Annotated in this window: 24 protein-coding genes and 2 riboswitches; of the genes, 2 read left to right on the top strand and 22 right to left on the bottom strand. The window is 37.8% G+C overall.

Annotation, left to right across the window (positions count from 1 at the left end):
- Positions 1-11: 11 nt before the first annotated feature.
- The 8 genes from D569_RS0111080 to D569_RS0111045 all read right to left on the bottom strand — a co-directional run bounded on the left by D569_RS0111080 (position 12) and on the right by D569_RS0111045 (position 10,207).
- Complete coding sequence (locus tag D569_RS0111080; protein ID WP_018932487.1) at positions 12-1,046, bottom strand: LacI family DNA-binding transcriptional regulator; 1,035 nt, start codon at positions 1,044-1,046, stop codon at positions 12-14.
- 79 nt (positions 1,047-1,125) lie between these two features.
- The gene (locus tag D569_RS0111075) at positions 1,126-3,432 is read right to left on the bottom strand and encodes a polyprenyl synthetase family protein (protein WP_018932486.1); all 2,307 of its coding nucleotides are present in this window, start codon (positions 3,430-3,432) and stop codon (positions 1,126-1,128) included.
- A 73-nt stretch (positions 3,433-3,505) separates the two neighbouring features.
- Positions 3,506-5,017, bottom strand: coding sequence for a glycoside hydrolase family 43 protein (locus D569_RS0111070; RefSeq protein WP_018932485.1), 1,512 nt, complete (start codon positions 5,015-5,017; stop codon positions 3,506-3,508).
- Between the two features lie 188 nt (positions 5,018-5,205).
- A complete protein-coding gene (locus D569_RS0111065; RefSeq protein WP_018932484.1) occupies positions 5,206-6,669 on the bottom strand; it encodes a protein adenylyltransferase SelO in 1,464 nt (487 codons plus the stop codon).
- A gap of 153 nt (positions 6,670-6,822) precedes the next feature.
- Positions 6,823-7,488, bottom strand: coding sequence for a TetR/AcrR family transcriptional regulator (locus D569_RS0111060; protein ID WP_245548498.1), 666 nt, complete (start codon positions 7,486-7,488; stop codon positions 6,823-6,825).
- A gap of 30 nt (positions 7,489-7,518) precedes the next feature.
- Positions 7,519-8,544, bottom strand: coding sequence for an ABC transporter permease (locus D569_RS0111055; RefSeq protein ID WP_018932482.1), 1,026 nt, complete (start codon positions 8,542-8,544; stop codon positions 7,519-7,521).
- Positions 8,541-9,263 (bottom strand): ABC transporter ATP-binding protein, encoded by a 723-nt coding sequence (locus tag D569_RS0111050; RefSeq protein ID WP_018932481.1) that lies wholly within the window; start codon positions 9,261-9,263, stop codon positions 8,541-8,543. The genes D569_RS0111055 and D569_RS0111050 overlap by 4 nt, the downstream gene beginning before the upstream one ends.
- A 110-nt stretch (positions 9,264-9,373) precedes the next feature.
- Entirely contained in the window at positions 9,374-10,207 is an 834-nt protein-coding gene (locus D569_RS0111045) for a LysR family transcriptional regulator (protein WP_018932480.1), read from the bottom strand.
- Between the two features lie 117 nt (positions 10,208-10,324).
- Here D569_RS0111045 and D569_RS0111040 point away from each other — a divergent pair, with 117 nt between their 5' ends.
- Positions 10,325-10,903: an NAD(P)H oxidoreductase gene (locus tag D569_RS0111040; protein ID WP_018932479.1), complete on the top strand. Its 579-nt coding sequence runs from the start codon at positions 10,325-10,327 to the stop codon at positions 10,901-10,903.
- Between the two features lie 145 nt (positions 10,904-11,048).
- Here D569_RS0111040 and D569_RS0111030 read toward each other — a convergent pair whose 3' ends face one another.
- A complete protein-coding gene (locus D569_RS0111030) occupies positions 11,049-11,582 on the bottom strand; it encodes a DUF4269 domain-containing protein (RefSeq protein ID WP_018932477.1) in 534 nt (177 codons plus the stop codon).
- A 5-nt stretch (positions 11,583-11,587) separates the two neighbouring features.
- Positions 11,588-12,052: a GNAT family N-acetyltransferase gene (locus D569_RS0111025; RefSeq protein ID WP_018932476.1), complete on the bottom strand. Its 465-nt coding sequence runs from the start codon at positions 12,050-12,052 to the stop codon at positions 11,588-11,590.
- Between the two features lie 118 nt (positions 12,053-12,170).
- Between D569_RS0111025 and D569_RS0111020 the strand changes: the two genes are divergently transcribed.
- On the top strand, positions 12,171-12,389 hold the full coding sequence (locus D569_RS0111020) for a hypothetical protein (RefSeq protein ID WP_018932475.1): 219 nt from the start codon (positions 12,171-12,173) through the stop codon (positions 12,387-12,389).
- Positions 12,390-12,428: 39 nt separating this feature from the next.
- Here D569_RS0111020 and D569_RS0111015 read toward each other — a convergent pair whose 3' ends face one another.
- From D569_RS0111015 to D569_RS0110960, 12 genes are all read right to left on the bottom strand, one after another.
- On the bottom strand, positions 12,429-13,091 hold the full coding sequence (locus D569_RS0111015) for a hypothetical protein (protein WP_018932474.1): 663 nt from the start codon (positions 13,089-13,091) through the stop codon (positions 12,429-12,431).
- 118 nt (positions 13,092-13,209) lie between these two features.
- Entirely contained in the window at positions 13,210-13,551 is a 342-nt protein-coding gene (locus tag D569_RS0111010; protein WP_018932473.1) for an ASCH domain-containing protein, read from the bottom strand.
- Between the two features lie 108 nt (positions 13,552-13,659).
- Positions 13,660-14,403 (bottom strand): ABC transporter permease, encoded by a 744-nt coding sequence (locus D569_RS0111005; protein WP_018932472.1) that lies wholly within the window; start codon positions 14,401-14,403, stop codon positions 13,660-13,662.
- Positions 14,404-14,416: 13 nt separating this feature from the next.
- Positions 14,417-15,331: an ABC transporter ATP-binding protein gene (locus D569_RS0111000; protein ID WP_018932471.1), complete on the bottom strand. Its 915-nt coding sequence runs from the start codon at positions 15,329-15,331 to the stop codon at positions 14,417-14,419.
- Between the two features lie 27 nt (positions 15,332-15,358).
- Positions 15,359-15,772, bottom strand: a complete 414-nt coding sequence (locus tag D569_RS0110995; RefSeq protein WP_018932470.1) for a DUF3021 domain-containing protein — start codon at positions 15,770-15,772, stop codon at positions 15,359-15,361.
- A complete protein-coding gene (locus D569_RS0110990; RefSeq protein ID WP_018932469.1) occupies positions 15,769-16,224 on the bottom strand; it encodes a LytTR family DNA-binding domain-containing protein in 456 nt (151 codons plus the stop codon). The genes D569_RS0110995 and D569_RS0110990 overlap by 4 nt, the downstream gene beginning before the upstream one ends.
- A 165-nt stretch (positions 16,225-16,389) precedes the next feature.
- The gene (locus D569_RS0110985) at positions 16,390-16,884 is read right to left on the bottom strand and encodes an SRPBCC family protein (protein ID WP_018932468.1); all 495 of its coding nucleotides are present in this window, start codon (positions 16,882-16,884) and stop codon (positions 16,390-16,392) included.
- 744 nt (positions 16,885-17,628) lie between these two features.
- Positions 17,629-19,125 carry a sodium:solute symporter family protein gene (locus tag D569_RS0110980; RefSeq protein ID WP_018932467.1) on the bottom strand — a complete coding sequence of 499 codons (1,497 nt, stop codon included), beginning with the start codon at positions 19,123-19,125 and terminating at the stop codon, positions 17,629-17,631.
- A gap of 102 nt (positions 19,126-19,227) precedes the next feature.
- Positions 19,228-19,635, bottom strand: coding sequence for a Zn-ribbon domain-containing OB-fold protein (locus tag D569_RS0110975; protein ID WP_018932466.1), 408 nt, complete (start codon positions 19,633-19,635; stop codon positions 19,228-19,230).
- Positions 19,632-20,792 (bottom strand): thiolase family protein, encoded by a 1,161-nt coding sequence (locus tag D569_RS0110970; protein WP_018932465.1) that lies wholly within the window; start codon positions 20,790-20,792, stop codon positions 19,632-19,634. Before D569_RS0110970 ends, D569_RS0110975 begins: the two co-directional genes overlap by 4 nt.
- Positions 20,792-22,723, bottom strand: a complete 1,932-nt coding sequence (locus tag D569_RS0110965) for an acetoacetate--CoA ligase (protein ID WP_018932464.1) — start codon at positions 22,721-22,723, stop codon at positions 20,792-20,794. Before D569_RS0110965 ends, D569_RS0110970 begins: the two co-directional genes overlap by 1 nt.
- Positions 22,720-23,886 carry an acetyl-CoA C-acyltransferase gene (locus D569_RS0110960; RefSeq protein ID WP_018932463.1) on the bottom strand — a complete coding sequence of 389 codons (1,167 nt, stop codon included), beginning with the start codon at positions 23,884-23,886 and terminating at the stop codon, positions 22,720-22,722. The genes D569_RS0110965 and D569_RS0110960 overlap by 4 nt, the downstream gene beginning before the upstream one ends.
- Positions 23,887-24,194: 308 nt before the next feature.
- Positions 24,195-24,300, bottom strand: a riboswitch (SAM riboswitch).
- An 81-nt stretch (positions 24,301-24,381) separates the two neighbouring features.
- A riboswitch (SAM riboswitch) is annotated at positions 24,382-24,496 on the bottom strand.
- Positions 24,497-24,682 lie beyond the last annotated feature (186 nt).

The following is a 24,682-nucleotide window of genomic DNA, read 5'->3' as shown; positions in this document are numbered from 1 at the left end:
GTCTGTTATTTTTATTTAGAGAGACTTTTGGGCTCATTGTCGATAGCCATAGTAGAGTCTCTTTCCACTAAACTAACAGGTACTGTAATACTTAATGGTATCTTCTTCTTCTGGTCAATTTGTTTTAACAATAAATCTGCAGCCTGTATCCCTAGTAAATCTGTGTCCTGTCTAATCGTAGTTAACGTTGGTGTTGTATGTTTTGCCAATTCAATATCATCAAAGCCAACCACAGATATATCCTCTGGAACTTTTAAGCCGTGGTTTTGAATAGCCTTCATTGCTCCTAGCGCTATCATATCCCCCGCTGCAAAAACGGCTGTAGGTCTATCTTTAAGAATGAGCAGTTTTGTCATCGCCTCTAACCCTGCTTCAAACTCAAAATAACCGCCATTTACAATGAATTCTTCTGGTAAATCTAAGCCATGTTTTTTTACTGCTGCTTCAAATCCTTCACGTCGCTCTCTACCTGCAAAAGTTTTATCGTCTGCGGCGATGTGAGCTATTTTGCGATGCCCTAATGAATAAAGGTAATCCACTACTAGCTCACTTCCATAGCCATTATCACTATTCACTACACTTACATGTTTACTGCTTAAATCAATAAACACACTAGGCATATCATGTTCTAATAGTTCCTTTACCTCTTTGTTAAAATCTAATGGCGAAACAACAATTATACCATCGACTCCACGTTGTTTAAATCGTTCAATATAACTTCGTTTTTGATTTTCTACATTGCGAGAAACAAATAGTAAATCATAACCGAACTCCTCTACTCTCTTTCGAAAACTTTCAATTACGGCGCTAAAAAAAGGATGTTTCATCCCAATATCAAGATCCTCAATAAAAACTACCCCAATGGTCCAATACTTCTTTGTCATTAATGACCTCGCATTGGAGTTTGGATGATACCCAATCTCTTCGATGGTTTCCAATATTTTTTTCTTCGTTTTTTCACTAACATCTGGATAGTTATTTAATACTTTCGAAACAGTTGTTATTGAAAAACCTGCTTTTTTTGCTATATCGTATATAGTAGGCATAAATTCCACTCCTAACGTACATCCGCCCATCATATTACATTTCTAAACGAAAGAAATTAGGTAGGATAGTCGGCTGAGCTTACTTTCTTCGATTTACAATAAAATGCATTAACTGCTTTAAAAATGGGATGTCTTTTGGAAAAGCCTCCAAAGCTTCTACTGCACCACAATAGTGTTTCCACATTTCTTTCTTAGCTTGTTCCTCACCTAACACTGTGACGAAAGTAGAGCTATTATTTTGCCGGTCGATACCTGCTTGTTTTCCTAAAACAGCTGAGTCTCCTTCAAGATCTAACAAGTCGTCTTTAATCTGAAAGGCAATTCCCGCATGATGTGTAAATTGCTTGATCGCCTCTATTACTTCATCTTTTGCACCTGCAACGATGGCTGGCATCATCAACGCTGCTTCAAACCCGATCCCGGTCTTATATAAAGAGAGTTTCGTTAATTCCTCAATAGACAATTGCTTTCCTTTCGCTTCTAGGTCCATGAACTGTCCATTACACATGTCTTGTGTCATTTGTGTCGAATATGCTATCAAGTCTAAAATTTTGTCTGCATCATATTTTCGTAACCTCGTCTGTTCCTGTACCGCTTTTTGCGTCATCCATAAGGCGGTTAACTCTGCTACAGCACTACTATATTGCTCATGTACGGTTGGTCTTCCCCTACGGATTGGTGCATTATCCTGTGAAGGTAGATCATCGAAAATTAAAGAGGCGGTATGCATATATTCGATAGCTTTCAATAATGGAATAACATCCTTACCTGCCAAGCCAAACCCTTCTGTTGCCATCACCCAAGTCATGATAGGTCTTAATCGTTTGCCATCTCCTTGTAAACTGTAATTAGCAGCATCAATGATAGCATGTTGTTCTTTTGGTTCAATCGTTAAGAATTGATTGATGGCATGACGTGCACTTTCCAATGTTCGTTGAAATTTTACTTTCTCCTTATCCTGCTGATTGATTGTAGCTATCATTTTGTCACGGAGTAGTTTATCAAAGAAAGCAACATTCTTCGTTCGCTCTACCATCCTTTCCAAAAAGGAAATAAAAGATGGACTGATAGAAAATGTCTGCAACAATTCTCTGTATTGCTGCATGCCAAGACGTTTTCGTAATCGTTTCAGACCATTCGTCACTCGATCTAATATGATCTCTCGCGTTTTTTCATCCTTTTGATAGACATGATGAATTAAATAAGAGATGACTGACCAATACATGGCAAAAGGATTGATTAAATCAGGCCGTTTATCTCGGTATTTAAGAAAATACGTATATGGTGTCACACTACCCGATGCCATGTCTTGATCGATATCAGCTAGATCATCTGCCAACTGATTGTAAATACCGTAATAAAACATATGCTCTTCGACCTGATCATTCGCTGAAAAGGTTTGAAACGAACGCACAATCATTCGCGATGAGGAAGATTTCAACATAATCGGTATATACAATTCTTCATTCGTATAATCAGGATTATCTAACCGTTTATTGCGATCTATTTCTTGGGCATAAAAAAACAAATAAGCATGTTGATAAAAATTATCAAGGTTATCTGGTGGCTGATTGTTCTCCAAATATCGAAAGGCATTAGTTAATTCACGGTAAATTGGTGCAACAATCTCACGATTATCCCCATCCCATGCTGTAAAAGGGATAATCTCCCCTGTTCGTAACGTGTGTCGAATAAGAGAGGCAAACTGCCCCTGCTCTTGATTCGACAATATAGGTGCATCCAATAAGTCGTCAATAAATGGATAGGTTAGACCGTAACAATAGCCAATCCGGACTGCTTTATCCAAACGCTCGGCCCTGACTTGCTGAGATGTTTCCCCTTGTAATTCTTCTATTTCATGCATTAATACACCAGCTATTATTTTGATTAATTTCCGTTGTGCATGCACTTTATCCAATCCTTCTGGAATGAGTGATGACACATGCTTTAGTTTCTCAATCAGCCAGAAAAAGGTTGCTTCTAATGATTCCTTTTCAGCTAGTCGGTAAAGCTTCGCCAAGCTGAACCATTCTTGATTCGAATGATGCTGTAAAAATGTTCTCACATCCTCGGTTACAGCTGCGATTCTTTGTTGCACTTTGTCCGAGGAAATATCTCTCCCTAAATCACGTAAATAGATGTAGGAAATACTTCGATGCAAATAATCATTAAGCATTCCTTTTTTCGCTAGTTGTTGAAGGAATTGTTGGTCTTCTTTTATTGCTATATTGTCATAATTCCAAAAAGATGATTTTTTCTTTTCTTGATAGTCCTGCAAATCTTCTGTTAATGTTGCCGTAAACTGTGGGTCCTCTAACTGTTGCACTAAGTCTTGAAAATAGGTATGTGCTTTCTTTTCATTTTTTTGAAAGTGGTGATCTAGCATATATGTCCATTCCTTATCATATTAGTTATTTGTAGTATATCATTTTATGAAGGAAATGGATGAAACATGTCGGTTATTTTTCTTTTTTAGCATAGTGAAAATAATCGATATCTACATAACCACCAGTTCCCTTGGTAGCGTAGTTGAATATCCCCATTCGATATCCCATGAAATGGTCTAAAGTATATTTCATTTGAAGGGTCTTTCCGATTGGCTGCCAGTCTTGCCCGTCAGCAGAATAATGGAAGGTTGCTTCATCAACACTATTAGCAAAATTAAATATCATTTTTAAGTAGATTTGCTCGTTAGCAAACGTTTTTTCTTCCACTACTTTTTCCTGATCATTTCCATCGTTTATTGTCATCGCCACAGCATATTCACCATTTTCCTTTCGTTTGATGCCAACTGTACCGAAATTGTTCTGTAGCGCGATTAACCCTGCAAAATCTCCTATCTTCATGTTGGATGCATCAAGCAAAATAGTACCACTACATGCCGGTCCTTCTGTTCGTTGTGTCAATGTATTTGGTGCTGTTAAAACACTAGTTGTCAAATGTCCTGTTGTAAGTCGTAAATAACCCGGCCTTTCCGTAACTGACCAATAGCAAGGATCTGGATTGTGATTCCATTGCCAATTTAACGCTAATTCATTTTTTTCATATTCAAAATCATCACTAATTACTAATGGTTTAGGGTCATCAGCAGGAAGATTTATTTCAAGCTTTTCAGGTGCTTTCCCATCACTACCGATCATCGGCCAGCCCTGTTCCCACTCTACAGGCAGGATATATGGAATTCTCCCGACAGCATCATGATCTTGAAACAACATCGCGTACCATTCGTTATTTGGTGTATCAAATATCGCACCTTGAGCAATTCCTTTATTGCGATAGCCCATATCATCATCAAGAATAACCTTTCGCTCATACTCTCCCAATAATTCTGTGGAGCGATAGCAAACCTGCCTTCTCCGCTGATTACCATCGGACGGCCATTCGATAAAAAGTAAATAAAATTCACCGTTTAATTGATAGGCATGACATCCTTCACAACGTAGTCCGATATTTTCTTTCGGTGTTTCGAGTAATAAGCGATTGACTCCATCCGGTTTTACAGCTGTGAGATCAGCAGTTAATTCCGTAATACGAATGTCACCGCATCCATAAATGACAAAAACTCTGTCTTGATCAAACAGTAATGCTGGGTCATGATAAATACCATCAATCACCGATCGAGTCCATGGACCATTTTCGATATCTTTTGTTTGATAAATGTAGAATTGATTCATATCATTGCTTGAAAAACAAAGATAATATGTATCATTATGATAACGTAAACTTGTTGCCCATTGGCCTTGACCATAGATCCCTTTTTCATCTTTTAATTGATGTGCCCGATTAGCTTCTAAGCTATCATATACATAAGAGACAATCTCCCAATCTCTTAAGTTATGCGATTTCATAATTGGGCAACCTGGCATCGAATGCATACTTGTACTTACCATATAGAAAGTAGACTCTACTCTAATTACATCGACATCAGGTACATCTGACCAGAAGATTGGATTAGTTACTATAATACTCATTTAAATGCCCTCCCCCTAACTTAACATTTCAATTATCTGCCTAATACAAACTATTATTTCAAAAACAGATCGATTAATCAATTGCTGATTAACTAACTCATGTATTACCTTTATCTTCTCTTACGGTTTTTAGAATACTTTCGTTCATACAAAAAAGGACTGCCTTCGAATAGCAGCCCTAATTGTTATTAAGTTCCACAAAATGTCTGATATGGTTCATCTGGCTTTGGAGGCAATACAGCATATTCTTCCTGCTCTTCAGAGTATGCGTATGGATTTGACAATGCCTTCAATAATTTTTCCATTACACTGTAATCCTCTTCACTTACCGCTTTTTCCAAAGCTTCTTCAACCAGATAATTCCTCGGAATAATAGACGGATTATTTTCTTTCATTAATTGTCGTGCTTGATCAGTTGTTTCGTTCTGTCGTGCTAATCGAGCTTGCCATTTATCATACCATTTATCAAAGCCGTTTGCTTGGAAAAGTCTCACTGTTTTATCGAATTGATCTAATGTTAACGAACGAAAGGTGTTTGTAAAATCTGCCTGATGCTGTTCCATCAAATCTAACAAACGATGAATTAATGCTAGGTCTTCCTCTTCTTCGTCAAACAAGCCTAATTTCTTTCTCATTCCTGCAAGCCAATTTTTTTCATATAGATGCAAGTATTCCTTAATTGCATCCTGTGCTGCTTCAAGCGCTTTATTTTCATCGTCATCCAATAATATCAAGATCGCTTCGGCAAAACGAGATAAATCCCAACCGCCAATATCTGGCTGATTGCCGTAAGCATAACGACCACGAACATCTATGGAGCTAAATACTGTTCTTTTATCATACGTATCCATAAATGCACAAGGACCGTAATCAATCGTCTCTCCACTTATCGTCACATTATCGGTATTCATGACACCATGAATAAAACCTACTAATTGCCATTTTGCAATCAGTGCCGCTTGGTTCTTAATTACTTCTTTTAGAAAAGATAAATATTTATTATCATCGTTTTTTATTTCTGGGTAGTGACGGTCTATTGCGTAATCTGCGAGTTTTTGCAAGTCTTCCTTTTCTCCCCATTGTCTGGCATACTGAAATGTCCCGACACGAAGGTGGCTATTTGCTACTCTGGTTAAAATAGCCCCAGGAAATGCAACTTCACGTTCAACAGACTCTCCTGTCGTTACAACAGCTAAACTTCGGTTTGTCGGAATCTTCAAGCCGTACATTGCCTCACTAATTAAATATTCACGTAACATCGGACCTAATGCAGCCCGACCGTCACCTCCACGGGAATACGGTGTCTTTCCTGAACCTTTGAGTTGAATATCTACTCTTTGTCCATCAGGGGTGATATGTTCACCGAGTAAGACCGCTCTTCCATCACCAAGCATGGTAAAATGGCCAAACTGATGACCTGCATATGCTTGTGCAATCGGAAGTCCACCTTCAGGCAGTCGATTGCCAGAAAAAAGAGCAGCACTATCCTCCATACTCTCTGCATCTAAACCAAGCTCAGTTGCTAATTCACGATTAAACATTACGATTTCTGGGTCATCTACTGGCGTAGGTTGAACACGCGAATAAAAGATGCCAGGTAATCGTTGATAACTATTATCTAAATTCCAACCTTCATTTGTTGTTACCGTCATACTATCTCCTTTCATGAGACATCGACTATCTCATTCACTTAGGTCATTACATACCGGATTACCGGAGAATGCTACATCTAGCATAACACAAGTAGCTCTTGTATTAATATGAGTTGCATTCTCCTTTCTTATTCACGGCAATGAAATTGGAACTTATTTTAACCCTTTTATCCCATTTTGGATAAATTGAATCGTGTATTCTATCTCCCTTTCATCATCCCAATCATAATCAGGTACAATGATGAATCGAGCTAATAAATAACCTAAAATCGTACTTATCGTTAAACGGAAGATCGTTTCGGTTGGAATAGATTCAAATTGTTCTTTTGTTAATAAACGTTTCATGGCATTTCGATATTTCGGTGCAATCTTTTCCATGTATATTTGTTTAAAGGTATCTTGTATTTCGGAATGATAAAACATCTCTTGCAATAGTATTTTTAGTAATGCTGTATTTTTACGAAAAAATTCGTAACGATTATAAATCACTTTACGGAGAAACTGATCCATTTCTTCAAACTCTTCTCCTTCAAAAATTTCATTCAGAAATTGTTCTGCTAAAAATGGAACAGCAAAATTAGAAATAACTGGCAAAACAATCGAAATTAGTAATTCCTTTTTTGTTTTATAATGGCGGAAGATCGTCCCTTCTGCTACACCTGCTCGTTTCGCTATTTCACTGGTGGAAGCAGCAGCAAAGCCCTTTTCAGAAAATATTTCAATTGCGGCTTGCACTATTTGTGTCTGTTTTGGTGTTAATTCTTTATCAGATACATTTAATAATTCTTGTAGCAATTCTTTATCAAGCTGTCCCATCATTCTCACCTCTAGATTTTCTTTCTAATACAGTTATAACCTACGATGCTTCTTCAATGCAAAAATATTAAGCACAATAAAAATAGCAGCAAAACCGAAAACGATGACAATATCTTGCCAGACATCCCAAATGTTCTGTCCTTTGAGCATGATCGCCTGCATCGCATTCGCTCCATACGTGAGTGGCATTAATTTACTGAGAACCTGTAACCATTCGGCAAGTGACTCCAATGGAAACATCCCTGAAAAGAACACTTGTGGAATAATGACCAACGGAATAAACTGCATCATTTGAAATTCATTATTAGCAAAGGCAGATAATAATGTCGCCAAACTCAAAGCAGTAATTGCCAATAAGAAAGTTACTAGTAGAAGCTGCCAAAAATCTCCGGCCATATAAATATCCAGCACATAGACAGAATAGCTCGCGATGATTAGTGCCTGAAGGATAGTGAAGATCCCGAATCCGATTAAATAACCAAAAACTATTTCCCATCTTTTAATAGGTGTTGATAATAATTTTTCTAACGTACCCTGTGTCCGCTCTCGTAAAAAAGAAATACCACCTATGATGAAAACAAAGAAGAAAATGAAAAAGCCGATCAATACAGAGCCAACCTGATCAAAGAGGTTAAGTTGATCAGAACCGTAATAGTATTCAATGACAGGCTCTTGCTCTATTCCATTGTTCATCATCTGAATCGCTGCCTGAATCGTCTGTAAGGTAGCACTATTGGCAGTTGCGTCACTGCCCTCTAACAGAATATATAATGCATCGTTCTTGGTCGTTAAAAAGGCATCTATATTACTTTGCTGTAATGCTTGCTTAGCTTCTTCCTCTGACATTTCCTTGAGATTATGGACAGATTCTTCTTGTATTGATTCCTCTAACGGTGCAGGTAAATCATCAATAGCAATCTCTGGTTCGTATTCGTTACCATCGAGTACAAGCCAAATAAGCGTGATGACGAGTATAGGTGCAATGACCAATAGCGCTAATGATCGTTTATCACGTATAAACTGTTGAGCTATTCGTTTTACTACCGCCATGACATTCATTGTGCGCCACCTCCATATGCTAAAAATGCTGCTTCAATCGATTCTACACCTTGTTCCGCTTTTAACTTCTCAGGGGTATTACACGCAATAATCGATCCATCACGTAACATAGCGAGCCGATCACATTTATCAGCCTCATCCATTACATGCGTAGTGACAATAATCGTAATCCCACTTTCTTTTAGTTTGTGAAATTCGTCCCAAATTGATTGTCGCAGTAGCGGATCTATCCCTACTGTAGGTTCATCCAATATTAACAATCCGGGCGAATGCATCAGTGAAGCTGCCAACGACAGCCTCCTTTTCATGCCACCTGAGTAATGACGTACTTCTTTATTTAATTCTTTAGATAAGTTAACAATATTTGCAGCTTTGTTAATGACTTCTTCACGTTCTTTCTTTTTCAAACCATAAAGAGCAGCAAAAAAAGCTAAATTTTCTTTTGCGGATAGCTCCTGGTATAAAGCATCTGATTGAGACATATAACCAATCGATTTCATTAATTCAAGGGATGGCATCTTCTTCCCTTGTACCCAAACCGATCCCTTCGTGGCTTCAAGAATCCCTACAATAACCTTTACCAGAGTTGTTTTCCCTGCCCCAGAAGGACCTAACAAACCAAATATCTCTCCGCTATCTACTGATAAATTAATATCCTTCAATACCTTCTCTTTACCAAAAGAAAGAGCTATCTCGTTCATTTCAAGTATTTTGGACATACACGAACTCCTCCTAGTCTTGTAAAATGAGTGATTACTCACTTACATTTAAACATAAAAAATCGAAGCAGTAAAGTTCTAATTGTAAGAAATTAGAACCTTGCTACTCCCTAGCCATTTAATAAATGGAGGAAAGCTTTCATGTTCTTCGATAGCCACTTATCTTTATGAATCGCTGAATAAATTCCTAATGGACAGATACTTTTTATCTCTTCTAATTGGTCGTTATGAAGTTCGTCTTTCACCACGAAATATGGCAGCATCGACACACCGAGGCCACAGATTACTAATTTTTTGATGGCCTCCAGACTAGGTAATTCTATCTTAGAAATAGCCGTATCCGTTTTTTTGATATAATCTTCAATAATCGGTCGCCAACTACACTGGTATTCTGTTATCAGCATCCGCTCTTGCATTTCACTTTTATTTTTACCTTTAATTAAACGAAGGCTTTCCTCACTAATCAGATTAATGTGCAATGCACGTACTTGCCAATCTGGTAGTTCAACAAGGACAGCAATATCTATGTCTCCACTTTTTAACTGTGCCGTAATATTTTCATACTGAAGTGATTTTAAGACTAATTCAACTTTCGGGTATTTCTCCGTGAATTCCATTAATAGCTCCGGAAGCCAATGGACCATTAAAGATTCACTAGCACCAATGGTTAATCGACCTGATGGCTCCTCTCCTTCACTGACAACGGCTTTAGATTTTGCATAGAGGTCGATAATCTCCAGTGCATATGGATAAAAATCGTGACCTGCTTGCGTTAATATTGTCTTTCTGCCCATTCGATCAAATAAAGGCTTTTCTAGTTCTTCTTCTAATTCCTTGATATGTGCCGTTACAGAAGATTGAGCATAGCCTAGTTGGTCTGAAGCCTTTTTAAACCCTCCAGCATCAACGATTGTTTTAAATGTAATGAGATGTCTCAGTTCCACACTGTCCACCCTCTTTATATCATTTATACTGAATCATTTTATCGGAAATATCAATTTTACTGAACTATAAAACAACTATATAATGAAATAAAGAAAAGAACAAGAGGAGAGATTATTATGAAAGTGTTAACGATTGTAACCCACCCCCGTCAAGACTCATTAACCTTCACTGTTGCTAAACGTATGATGGCAGGATTGCAGGATGCTGGACATGAAGTAGATGTTCTTGATTTATACCGGAGTGATTTTGACCCTATTTTAAAAGAAGTGGATGAACCAGACTGGAGCACTGATCAACAGCAGTTTTCAGTAAGAGTACATCAGGAAATGGATAGATTGAAGCAATACGATGGATTAGCATTCGTTTTTCCACTTTGGTGGTGGAGCATGCCAGCATTGTTAAAAGGCTACATTGATAGAGTGTGGAATTACAGTTTTGCCTATGGACCAGCTAAATTACCCCATCAACATGTACTATGGTTAAGTCTTGCCGGAGCACCTATAGAAAGATTTACTAAAAGGAAATATGATCAAATGATCACACACTATTTTAATGTAGCATTAGCAGATTATTGTGGGATTGGAACTTCCAGATTCGAATTATTGTATGAAACAATTAAAGAAAAGCCTGAAAATATGGAACAGTGGCTGAAAAAGGCTTATGAACTAGGACTGAGATATGGAGAAACATCATGAGATGGGAGCTTATCACTGAAGCTCCTTTTGTTTATTGGCCACTTCTTGATGTTTTATGGCCACTTTTCGGGATTTATTGGTCACTTTTGGCAGTTTTATGGCCACTTTCGAGACTTTTATGGCCACTTTTATAATATTCTCCTTTTCATATCCATCCTTGTTCTCTGCCATATTTTAAAAGTTCTTCATATGGGTCTGATCCTGTTAAACCTATCATTTTGCAAAAAGCAGTTTCGGTTTTATAACCTTGTTCTTTGAGCAATATAACCTCATCTTTCAAATTGGGAGTTTCTTTCAATAACTTACTTTCTATAAGCATATGGAGATAGGCATTTTGTTGCTCTACAGGTTGTGGTTGACCGAACAATTCACACTCAAATCCTTTAAAGAAGAAATTTGCTTTAACCACCGGCAGATTTCTTATATTCGTTGTTTTTATTTTGAAACCATCTAAATGCTTGTATAAAGATTCGAGTGTTTGCTTAAACTCTGTGAGATTATACACTTCCATGATAATGTCCAAATCAGATTCTGCAATCGCAATATCTATTGGAATCGTACCGCAGAGAACAGGATGATATATCTTTAGGTCCTGCATTATCTCTAATTCTGTTAGGGTGTGATAAGCATGCTGTTGTATTTGAGTTCCTCTTTTTAAATAATCAAGTCTTCTACACATGATATTTATACCCGTCCCTCTAAATCCTGCGATAAACGTATCATATCGCGACATTGAATACCATTTTCATAGATCTTCTCTTGATAATGCTTGATAAAAAAATCCTTATCAATTCCCACCATTTGAAAGCCGCACTTTTGATATAATGCGAGCTGATTAATACTAGAATTGCCTGTGCCGACTTCTATTATCTTATATCCGTGCTTTTTCGCATTTTGGATAGCATCTGAAATTAATTTTTTACCTATTCCTTTTCCTTGGTGCTCTTCTGCAACAGCAATGTTAACCAGTTCAACTGTATGAGGTCTTGTTGGAAGCAGGACATAGGCACCTATTATTCTATTTTCTAACTCAGCAACATAGCATTCTCCTCGATCTAGATATGATTTAATGATAGAGGGAGAGGGATCTGCTAACAGTAATAATTCCATCGGTTTCGTTTCATCTAATCTTAATTTTCTTATTTTCATGACAATCACCATTTTTCGAGAATTATGTTTATTATAACAACTTTTCCAACAAAAGGTTAAGATCTGAAACGTTCATGTCCTCAACAACGTATGTGATAGAAAAAGGAGGAGATTGATCATGCGTACAGCTTATCAGAATGGTGATACGATTCAGGTAGTATTTCTGAATCAGAAGAACGAAGATATAGAAGAGGCGGTCTTGAACAATGCTCAGATAACAGCTTTATTTCAAGCAAATCAGGTTTGGATTGAACGATTTGAGAAAAACCTGAAAATAAAAAATTCCGTATGGTCTCTTAATCATAACAACATTGTTTTACGGGTTAATGTAGAGTAACTGTGAGTAGCGAAACACCTTAATCACAAGGGAAGTGGATTAGGTGTTTTCTTTTTTTGAAAAAGTAAGATTGGTTGCCACTAAACTGATCATCAGCAGTAGCTCCAAAGCATTTGTAAAGGCTGTACTTTCAACCTCAATTGGTAGAGCACTACCGATTCCCATTATAATTGCACCTGCAAGCATCCATTTCCATTTGGTAATACGGTAAAGAATAAACCCTGTAACAAGAAGAATTACACTGACACAAATAATCATTAAATGTGATCCTTCTATTTCTGTTTCAGGAACATAATGCAGAATACCGTATTCTGTAACAGGCTTTAGCTCGATTTTTGCTACCACTGTCATGATTTCGATTAGTATTAAAACACATGTGAAAGTAAGCGTAATCCTAATTGTTCTTATAGAATGAAATGGCTTTTCACCTAATTTTCGTAATACACCTAAACAAAACAGAATAAGTGTTGGCGTAACAATAGCATGTATCCAGTAGCGAAGCAGATGGAGTTTTTCCAAAAAGGGACCTGTTCCAATAAATTTCCCAAAGGCAATAATGGCATTGTCAACGATTAAACCTGCTATGACTAGGTACAGAAAGAAAGTAAGACTCCTTATATTTTTTCCACTTTTTTTAATGAAGCCTACTAGCAATAAAACAATATAAGACAGAGTGATAAGAATATATAAATAGAAATCCACTAAGGTTCGCTCCTAAACGTTTTTTTATAGTGTATGTTATTATTTTTTCTACATTCAAAGGAGCTAATAACCATATCGTATTCACTTAAAAAATAAAAAGACTCCAATTTGAAGTCTTTTATCCTTGGGCGCTGAATTCATGGACCCATACTTCCATTTCAGGAAGCCATGGCATGCCTGGGTGGATAGACAATATCGCTTCTTTATAAGCTGCTAAACTGTCATACCCTTCTCTGTTAGCATCTTCATCTGTCAATTCGCCAAGTTTTTGTTTATATACATTATCTATTCGAAATTTCTTATCTTTTAACTCCATTGTTTCACCGATATCTGCATAACGGCCATTACGTCTTGTTGCGGTCTTGATACCTTTTATTACTTTTTCCACATCTTCCGGTAATGTAACCAAACGGTCAATGCTGCAAGTTTTCGGTGGTAATGGCGTACTATTTTCTTTCATATATTCAACACCTTACCTTTCCTTTCTATTGTATCCTCTACAATAGCTTACCACAAATACTTTTTATATCTGGGTTTGGAAATATTACAAAATGTTGAACATTTGGCTTTAGCTTCTTGACTGCCTTAGAAAACGAGGATAGCTAAAGACAGATATTACACAGCCTATCATACCAAATCCTAACAAGATCAATAAGGATAACCATATATCCATCACATGACCACCATCCTGTAAAATAGACTGGAAACCTTCCAACGCCCAATATTGTGGTAGGAATTTCGCTATCAATTGCATCGAATTTGGCATGATTTCAAGCGGCATCCATAGTCCACCAAGCATTGCTCCTCCTAATGCAATCACTTGTGTTAGGGCAATCCCCATGTTTTCGGTATTGACTAGTAATGACATAGCCATTCCCCAGCTAGTAGCAAGAAATGCGAGGATAAGAGATATCAACATTAATGCAAGTGGATCACCTAGAGGTAAGTCATATACAAGTACTCCAAATAACATTAATACGATAATTTGAAGGATCACAATGATCAAAAATGGTAACCATTTTCCAACAAGAAAACGATTTAATGGTAAAGGTGTACTAGCAACTCGAGCAACCATTCCACTATCTCGATCTTTTATAAAGGTAATCACCATCGAAATCATAATAAAGAAAGTAAACATAATAATATAGCCCGGCACTATTTGTGTCACTAATTGCTCTGGTTCCATTTCATTCATACCAGAAAATATCGTAATAAAACCAACTATAAAAATAATTGGCAATATAAAAGTCCAGAACCAAATCCCTTTGTCTTGTAACTTCTTTTTTAATTCGACTATCGTAATTGCCCACATATACCATTCACTCCTATCCATTATCCCTTAATTGGGTACCTGTTAAATAAAAGAAAATATCTTCTAATCTTGCCTGGCTCAATTCCAATCGCTCCGGGTTAATTCCACTTTGCCGAAATTGTTCAATCATTTTTCCCATTGTCAAAAGCGGATCATCACAGTTCACGGTGAACCCAGTCTTCTTTTCGATGGTATCGCCATATAAAGATAATTCCTCTTTGCCAATTCCGTCAGCTGAAACAAAAATGGATGCACTGCGATGTTTATGCAGCACATGCTTCATAGTGCCATGTTCCACTAATTTTCCTTTGTCAATAAAGCCAACACTATTGCAGATCTGCTCCACTTCTTCCATATAGTGACTAGAATAAATAACGGTACTTCCCATTTCTTTTAATTGCTGTATAAGGGCGAAAATGGAATGTCTTGATTGTGGATCAATCCCTACGGTGGGTTCATCTAACACTACTAAAGAAGGTTCATGAAGGATGGCACAACCTATATTTAAGCGACGCTTCATACCTCCAGAGAACTCTGTTATTTTTTGATTTGCCTTATCACTAAGTCCAATTTGATCCAACACTGTCCGAATTCGTTTACGTAAATGTTCACCTGATAAACCATACAACCTGCCAAAATACATTAAATTATCCTTAGCCGTTAATAATTCCTCTAAGCAAATATCCTGAGGTACATATCCGATAAAGCTCTTAACCGCTTGCCGGTTCTGTTTCACAGACTTGTTAAAAACTTGAATATCCCCATCAAACTTTTGCAGAACTCCAACCAATATTTTCATAAAAGTTGATTTCCCTGCACCATTTGGACCAACTAAACCAAAGCAACTTCCTTCATCAATTTGAAACTGTATGTCATTCAATGCTTGAACAGAACCATAAGATTTACTAACACCTCGCACATCAATCATCTAGACATCTCCTCTGCAAAAATATTATCAATTACTTTCTCGATCTATTCGTTCATTCATGACTCTTTCCATGTTTTTATAGTAGAAATAGGCACTAATCCAAAAAACGGAATATAGTGTTAAAAATATTCCTAATCCTAAGATCATTGCTAACAGGTTAAAAGGAATCCACCCCGCCAAAATAGCTATTGGAAAAAACACGAGAATAGTCAAAGACAAATGAATTACTGTCTGTTTCAAAATACTCCATCTTTCTAGCTCAAATATAACAGAAGCTAAACTGTAATAAACACCGAGTGCCATGCTTGCAGACCAATGTTTCCATATTTCTTGTATCGTTGAATTAATGTCTAGCATCACTAGAAAGGAAAGTACTACAAAGGTTATCAGACTTCCTACCGCAACACCGAGTAATATTCTTTTAAGTCCTTCAACAATCATTTGTCTCCTCCTTCCATTATCTGTGTTTTTAAGTCGCTCACATATTTCCTACTCACATATTCCTTACTTCCTGACTTAAAGTAAACACACAATGTTCCGTTAAATGATAATTCAAAGCGATCGATTTGATTTATATTGCCAATAACAGATTTAGAAAAACGAATAAAACCAGTATTACTCAGCATTTTCTCCACTTCATATAATTTCATTTTCAACTCCATACATTCTCCCTTAATAGAGGCAAACACTTTTCGATCTCGAGCAAAAACAAAATCAATCTCCTCTGGATTTAGTACGATCGATCGCTCTTCCTGTACTGCTACAATCCGCTTCGGTTGCTTCTTTTTTAATAGTTGAACCAATTCTTCAATTTCTTTCGTCCACTCCTTCGCAGAAATCGTAATTTGACACTCATCATCATGTTTTGGATCAATATCGATTTTTACCTTCAATGGTTTCCCCCCTTTTTGTATTATGATGTACATCACTTCTTTTTTGGCAAATTATCTCATTAGAAGTATGTAAAAATACATAACATGTAATTTGGCATGCATAAGATGTTTTTTCGTAATATAAAAAACGACTGATGAATAGGTCAATCAGTCGTACAGTTGTTATTAAGGATAGCTAATCTCGCCTTTTTCCACTAATTGTTTAAGCCCTTCAAACATCATTTCCCAACCATCTTGTGAGCCATCATGATATTCTTTACATGCCTTGTCGATATCTACTTGAGTCCATCCTTCTTCATGGGGAACGACTATCTTCTGGACAAAGGTCATATTACATCCAGACGTTGTTGGTTCAAAGGAAACAGTTAAAACATCTACGGTATCACTAAACTGTGGCATTTCGAAAGTTTTTACAAGTTTATTCGGTTTATCTAAAACGCGGTACTCACCAATTGCTCGATAATCCTTGCCATCACGGTGATCAACAATTTCCCAGCTACCGCCTTCTTTGGCATTACTCTTAACCACTTTGTTAGTCATTTCCATTGTAAATAGCCATTTTTTCATTAATTCCGGTTCAATCCAAGCGGCGTATACTTTGTCTGCTTCCACATCAAAAGCTTTTGTCATTGTTAATGTTACCGTTGAATGATTGGTCATCTGTTTTCCCCACCTTTATCCATTAAATTTGAGCATGCTGTCAGGAGTTGATAGTAGATTCTTAAAAGTTGATAGTATTTTGTGCGAAGTTGATCGTAAATTCCAAAAGTTGATAGTGTTTCGCTCGAAGTTGATCGTAAACTTATGAATGCATTTCCATAATATCATATTTACATCATCCAATGGAAAGAACACAAGAAAAAACGAGAAAGCCCACCCGGTCCTGTCCAAAGTAGTTATTTTGACATGAATAATACCGCTACAGCTTGCCCACTTCGCTTTCCGTGGGGCGTGTCTTCAGCTAACTTTTGTAAAGAAAATTGCTTTACAAAAGTGGATCTTCAGATCACGCTGATCCCACAGGAGTCAAAGTGGACGCCTACGCTAGATAACGTTCTACATTGTTTTAACGTACGGACATTACGTCTTTTATTTCACATTGTATACAACCTCAAAAAGTTAGCTGTCACATACGTTGTAGAGCTGCTTTATAGCGGAGGCAGCCCGCTTCAACTCCTGTGGGAACTGTTTTACCTGAAGATCCACTTTTTCAAGCGGTTTTTGCTTGGAAAAGTTAGCTGAAGGTAAAACCCCACGGAAAGGGAAGCGGGCAGCCGGAGCGATGCTTTCCGTCTACACATCACTTCAAAATGACCACTTATGATATAATAACACTCACTTATTATATACTCCTTATAAATTTAAAAAGAGCTGACTTCAATGTCAGCTCTTCTCAACTATGTTTCAGCTTATTTTCTTTAATACTAATTCTTCATGTTCTTTCGTAGCTGTTAGCAGACCGATAACACCCATTACGACAAATGAAGCTAAGGAAGCAAAGAACATTGCTAAATAAATATTTTCAATGACATTAAATTGTGTAAAGACTACATATAACGATGCACCTGTGATGACTGCTGCAATCGCACCATAGTTTGTTGCTTTTTTCCAGAAGTAACCTAATGTTATAGGTGCTAATATTCCTGAAATGATCGCGGAAAAGCTGAATTGAATTAATATCGACAAGGAATCCGGACGATCTAAGGAAATATATAATGATAAGAGTCCTACTAAAACAAGCGATCCTTTTGCGACATTCACTGATTGTGCATCTAATTTCGCCTGGCTTATATTCTTCTTAAATACTGGCGCCAATACTTTGTAAAAATCATTTCCAATACTAGTTGTTACACCTAGGTATAAGCTATCTGTGCTGGAAAGGATTGCTGAAATAATCCCTACAATCATAATCGCAGCAATAATACTAGGGAACGATTCGATCACATACATTGGAATCGCTGAATCTGCACTATTTAATGTCGGGAAAAGCACCCGTGCAGCTAAACCACCCAGTACCATCAAAGTGGAAATGACAAACAACACAATTCCTGATGATAAGGTGAATGGTGCAAGCTCTTCCTCTGTTTCTATGGATAAAATTTTGTTCAACAAGTGTGGCATTAGGATAAAACTGAATAACAAAAATTGTACTGCCATAATTGCTAACACACTATTATAGGGACCATCAACGCCCACAAAAGTGGTTAAATTGGGATCTACTGCATGCAGTTGCTTCGTTAATTCCCCGAATACATTGATACCACCGCCGATTGTCCAAAAGAATGAAATAAAAATTAATATCGAAGCTACAGCCATAAATAGCCCTTGTATACCATCTGTAATCATCTGGGCGAAGGCTCCACCTAGACCAATATATAAAATCGTAATCGTTACCCCTATAATGATTCCCCAGAAATAAGGGATACCAATTACGGTTTCAAAAATGGTAGCAAGACCAACATTTTGACCAACAATGTAATATACATTAAATAATATCAAAAGAGAGACAATGACTTGTAACGTTTTTGAATTATAACGTCGTCCTAACCACTCAGGTACAGTAGAAACTCGCCCGAATTTCTTGCCATAACGCCAAAATGTTTTAGCAAAAATTAATAGACCAACCCATGAAACACCAAAACACCCTAATGTATACCATAGAACCGATGTACCATGTTGATAGGCTAATCCAGGAACTCCAATAAACAGATTCGCACTAGAATATGATGCAGCAAAACTTGCTCCTACAAGCCAAGGACTAACCTTCCCTCTCGCTGTCGCAAAGCCATTCATCGATTTACTGTGAGCACTTCCTTTTTTTCCAATCCATGTTACAAGACCAAAATAAGCAACTAATAATATAATAACAGTCCAAAGAAGTAAACTAGATTCCGTTAACATGCCCTAATACCACCTTTAATTATTTTTATAAAACTTGCTCCAGATCGTTAGTCCGATAATCCAAAACACGACAACTAAAATGAGATACGTATAAATCATCGTTTAATCCCCTTTCTTTTGAAAAAATGGTAATAGCCGTTCATTTAATTGCTGATAGGATATTTCTACAGGTAACTGATAACGTAATTCCTGTTCATTGATTAGCAAATGCGTAAGCAACGATGGTCCCTCGGCTAATTGGACCACCCCTACCGCATATGGTGTGCGTTCTTGCCAAGCAGGATGTCCAGCTCGATGGACAATACTCCAAGATTTTAACTTACCTTGCCCCGAGGCTTCTTTCCACGTTAGCTTAGCGCTAAAACAATTTGGACAATGGGCACGTGGATAGAAAACCCATTGCTTACACTCCTCACATTGTTGCAGATAAAATTGTTTTTCGTTAATCTTATCCCAAAAGGGCTTACTCACTGCTGTAATCGTTGGTTCCGGAAATGATATATTCGTCATTGCTCTCCTCCTAACACTAAAGCAGTTGTTTCACTTAATGTCGCTCCATTTCCTGTTACAAGTGCATGTTTAGCATCAGCAATTTGTCGGTCTCCACCTTCGCCACGTAATTGGATGACTGCTTCAATAATATGTGACATTCCTCCAGCTAGGTCGGCTTGGCCAAAGCCTAGTTGGCCACCATGTGTATTGAGAGGATAATCGCCATCATGACCAAAAGTATGATTTCGGACAAAATCACCGAACTCACCTTGCCTACATATCCCAATGCTTTCTAGCTGCACCGCTACAACACTTGTATAACAATCATAAAGTGATAACAAATCCAGATCTTCCCCGTTAATCTCTGCCTGTTGTAGGGCTTGGGGAATAGAATATGCAAAAGGTAACTGATCCATTGCCGGGGCTTGACTAACCGCACGATGGGTGATTTTTTCCCCTGCTCCTTTTAAATAGACCGGCTTTTTCTTTGCTTGCTTTGCTTTTTCCTCTGAAGTGACAATCACGGCTGCTCCACCCGCACATGGCATAACAATCTCTAACAGTCTTAATGGATCCGATATAATGGGAGATTGCAAAATATCATCTAACTCAACTGGCTTATCATAAAAAATTGCTTTCGGATTTTTTAGTGCATTTTTTCTAGACCAATACGCAATTCTCGCAAAGTCTTCTTGTTTGGATCCATATACTTCCATATGCTCTCTTTTTAACAATGCATAGGACGTATTTGCGCCTGAAGCACCAAACGGAACATCAAATTCACGAATGGGATTACGGTTCGGTGACCGTGGTACTTGTCCTTTTTCATTTTTATTAGCTAGTACACAAACGACTGTTTCACACATTCCTGCTTCAATCGCCGCAGCTGCACGCCAAATCATTCCCGCACCAGTTGCTCCGCCTAGATCAACAGTGTTAGACATAATCGGAGAAACACCTAAATATTCTGACACTGTTGCAGGTACGTGTTGTGGTGTTTCACCTACTTGTGGTCCTACTAACAATCCATCGATTTCATCTTTCGTGAGACCAGCATCTGCTAATGCAAGCTGAACTGATTCCGCTATTAAGCTTAAAGTTGTTTTTCCTTCAGAGTACCGTACTGGCTTTAGTTCGCCGATACCGATAATTGCACCTTTCGGTCGTTTCACCATTAGTAGCACTCCTTCTTTTTAATATCTGTTAATTCTTGTAGACATTCAGGATTACTAATAGAAGCTTTGTTTTTGACTTCATTACCAATTGCTTCTGTTTTTGCAGCACCTTCGACTTTCTTACCGTTGACTGTGTATGGTATATCATTCACCTGATAAATTCGTCTTGGAACATGGCGTGGTGATGCTTTTTCTCGTATTTGTTGTCGAATGTGCTTGGCAAGATCTTTTGTTAACTGATCAGTTACAACACATAGTACAATCTCTTCATCATTTTCACATGGTAAACCAAATACGATCGAATCTTTAATTTCTTCGATTTGTTCTACCACACTATAAATCTCTGCAGTCCCTATTCTCACACCACCAGGATTTAGCACAGTATCTGCACGACCATAGATGATAAACGATTGATCAATCGTTTGTTCAGCAAAATCTCCGTGTGTCCAAATACCTGGTCGTTCAGCAAAATAATTATGACGATATCGCTCATCACCCTTCTCACCATAAAACGTTAATGGCATGCTTGGGAAAGGCTGTGTACAGACTAGATCTCCCTTTTGACCATAGACAGGTGCATTGCGATCATCTAACACTTCCACCGCCATCCCTAATGCTTTACAACTAATCTCTCCGCGGAATACTGGATGAACTGGAGACCCCATGACAAAACATCCAATAATCTCTGTACCTCCTGAAATAGATGCTAAGTAAATGTCTTCTTTTATCGTTTCATATACCCAATCATATTGTTCAGCTACTAGTGGTGCACCACAGGAAAGAATACTCTTTAAGGAAGTTAATGGATACTGATCTTTCAACACAACATCTGCTTTCATTAATGAATCTAAATACTTGGGACTCGTACCAAAATGCGTCAGTCCGATTTCTTCCGCAATATCCCATAAATGTGTTGGATTGTCTGGAAGTACCGGAGCACCATCATATAACAAAACAGAAGCATTACTCGCCAAACCTGATACGAGCCATGGATACATCATCCATGCTGTGTTGGAATACCAGAACAGTACATCTTCTTCATGTACATCACAATGCAATTGGTGTTCTTTCACATGTTGTAATAACGTACCTCCTACAGAATGAACAATTGCCTTTGGCAGTCCTGTCGTACCAGATGTATAAAGGATATAAAGGGGATCACGGAATCCAATTCTTTCAAATTGCGGTTTCTCTGCATCGTTATCGAGTAAAGAAGACCAAGTGATTGAGTTAGGTAGTTCTCCTGCAATCGTTATAACGTGATTAATACTAGCAATCTGCCTGATTGTTTCTTCTACTTTATCCGAAATATCAAAAGGTTTTTGTTTATACTGATACGTTAGATTGGCGATTAGAACTTTCGGTTGCACTTGGCCAATTCGATCGATTATTCCTTTCGCACCAAAATCTGGTGAACAAGAGGTCCAAACTGCTCCAAGTGATGTTGCGGCAAGTAAAGCGACCAATCCTTCTATATTATTAGTAGTAATCCCCGCTACCCGATCTCCCTTTTTCACGCCCAATTGTTTTAATCCGTACTGTGCCTTTGCAACTTGTATACGTAAGTCATGATAAGTAATCTTAGCTGTTACACCTGTTTCATCTGCTTGATAGGCAGCAATTTGCTTATCTTTACCTTTTAGTAGATTCTCCGCAAAGTTTAATTGAGCATCAGGGAAAAAAACAGCATCAACCATTGACTCACCCTGGAGATAGAATCTTTCCCCTTTTTCGCCGATAATACCGGCATAATCCCAGACACCAGACCAGAAATCTCCAATATTCGTGATCGACCAACGATGTAATCTTTCATAAGGAAAAAGTGCCTGATTAACAAATTTCGCAAAAGCTTGAAGATGTGATTGTTCCATATCTTTTTCTGTAGGTTCCCATAATATCTGACTCTTCTTATCTATTGTTTGAGTATTCATTGTTTTCCCTCTTTCTTTGGTACTTCAATAAGAATGGCTATTCCTTGGCCACCACCGCCGCATAGAGAAGCGATTCCTTTACCACCACCACGTCGTTTCAATTCATGTGCTAATGTTAAAACTAAGCGGAAGCCAGTACCTCCAAGCGGGTGCCCAATTGCAATTGCTCCACCATTGACGTTTACTTTGTCATAACCAATATTTAACGCTTTACAGCTGGCGATCACAACACTAGCGAACGCCTCATTTATTTCAAAGAGTTCAATATCTTCTACTGTCAATTGCTGTTTATTCAATACTTTTTGAATGGCGTCTGCCGGCTTTGTTTGAAGACTAGCATCAGGTCCAGCCGTTTCCGCCCAGTCGATAATATGTGCAAGTGGTTCGGTTCCGATTTGTTCAGCTTGCTTTGCTGTTGTAACAATTCCAAGGCTTGCTCCATCTGTCATTTGCGAAGCATTACCTGCTGTTATTGTTCCACCTTTTGCAAATACCGGTTTCAAATTCGCTAATTTATCAACTGTTGTCTGGGGGCGTATACCTTCATCATTTGCTAACACACCATCGATTGGAAGAATTTCCTCCTGCAACAGACCTTGTTCAAAGGCACTAGCTGCTCTTCGTTGAGACAGAGCTGCAAATTGATCTTGCTCTTCACGGCTAATGTTGTATACACCATTATATTGTTCTGTTAATGCGCCCATCGATTGATCACTTAATGCACACCACAGCCCGTCATGGAGCAACGTATCAGTAATCGTCTGGTGACCTATACCTTTGATCGATCGAGTCGGGATAATATGTGGTGCATTAGACATTGAGTCAAAACCACCAACAATATAAAATGACCCTTCTTCTAATTGAGTACGACGCACCGCATCAATGACAGAGGCAACTCCTCCAAGACAGACATTATTTAAGGTGATCGCCGGTGTACTACTTTTAAGGCCAGCTTGATGTGCAACTTGCCTAGCAGGGTTTTGTCCTTGTCCAGCCTGGATAACTTGTGCTAACAATACCCCATCTATCTGAGGAATTGCAACATGTTTTTCCATTAAGTAATGCAACGTCTTGCTTGCTAACGTTACCGCATCAATTTCTGCAAGGGCACCGTTCCACTTTCCAAAAGGTGTCCTGATCCCATCTAAAATAACAATTGACATATAGGTGATTACTCCTTTTTATTTTAAATTAAGAAAAGCGCAGAGCGCCCGCTTAAAAACGTAGCGGCTGGAACTAATCAACTGAGATAAAGGAATCACGGTGAGTTTACGAACCGATGATGACTTTCACCTAAAGGCATAAGTGCGACTAAGCCTCTGGTTTCACCAATCGGCAAGTCTTCTTTATCGTAGGGCGATTCGTGAAGTCGCCTAGTTTTTGGGCGCTCGGAGCTAGACATCTGTGCAAATTTTATACTTTCCTTACAAATAAAAAAGTCCTCTTCGATAAAAAGAGGACTCTACTACTCTTCTTATCTCTCAGGAATACTCCTGTTGGAATTAGCACCTTTTAAGCAATCGCTTAATGGTTGCCGGGTTTCATTGGGCCAGTCCCTCCACCTCTCTTGATAAGCTTATAGATATAATGTTTGTGATTCTTATAATAAAAAAATCTCTCTATATTGAGATAGAGAGATGCATTACGTAACGATGAATCTCTTATCTCTTCTAAGTGAAAACACTCAGACGGAATTGGCACCTATATTAAGTAAAACACTTAATGGTTGCCGAGGCTTCTTTGGGCCAGTCCCTCCACCTCTCTTGATAAGACAAGATTAATGTTCAGTTTTTATATCCTAGTAATACACTGTACTTTACATGCTTTTGTTGGAATTGTCAATATATTTCGACAATTAAAAGAAAGTAATTACGTAAATATTCAATCGCTTTTAAAAATAGGAAATATTATACAAACAATATCAATCCTGTGGTAAAATAATCCATATAATATACTAAA

Origin of the sequence: Gracilibacillus lacisalsi DSM 19029, assembly GCF_000377765.1 — a bacterium.
GTDB lineage: Bacteria > Bacillota > Bacilli > Bacillales > Amphibacillaceae > Gracilibacillus > Gracilibacillus lacisalsi.
Note: the sequence above shows the minus strand (reverse complement) of the source record. Positions and strands in the feature narration are given on the sequence as shown.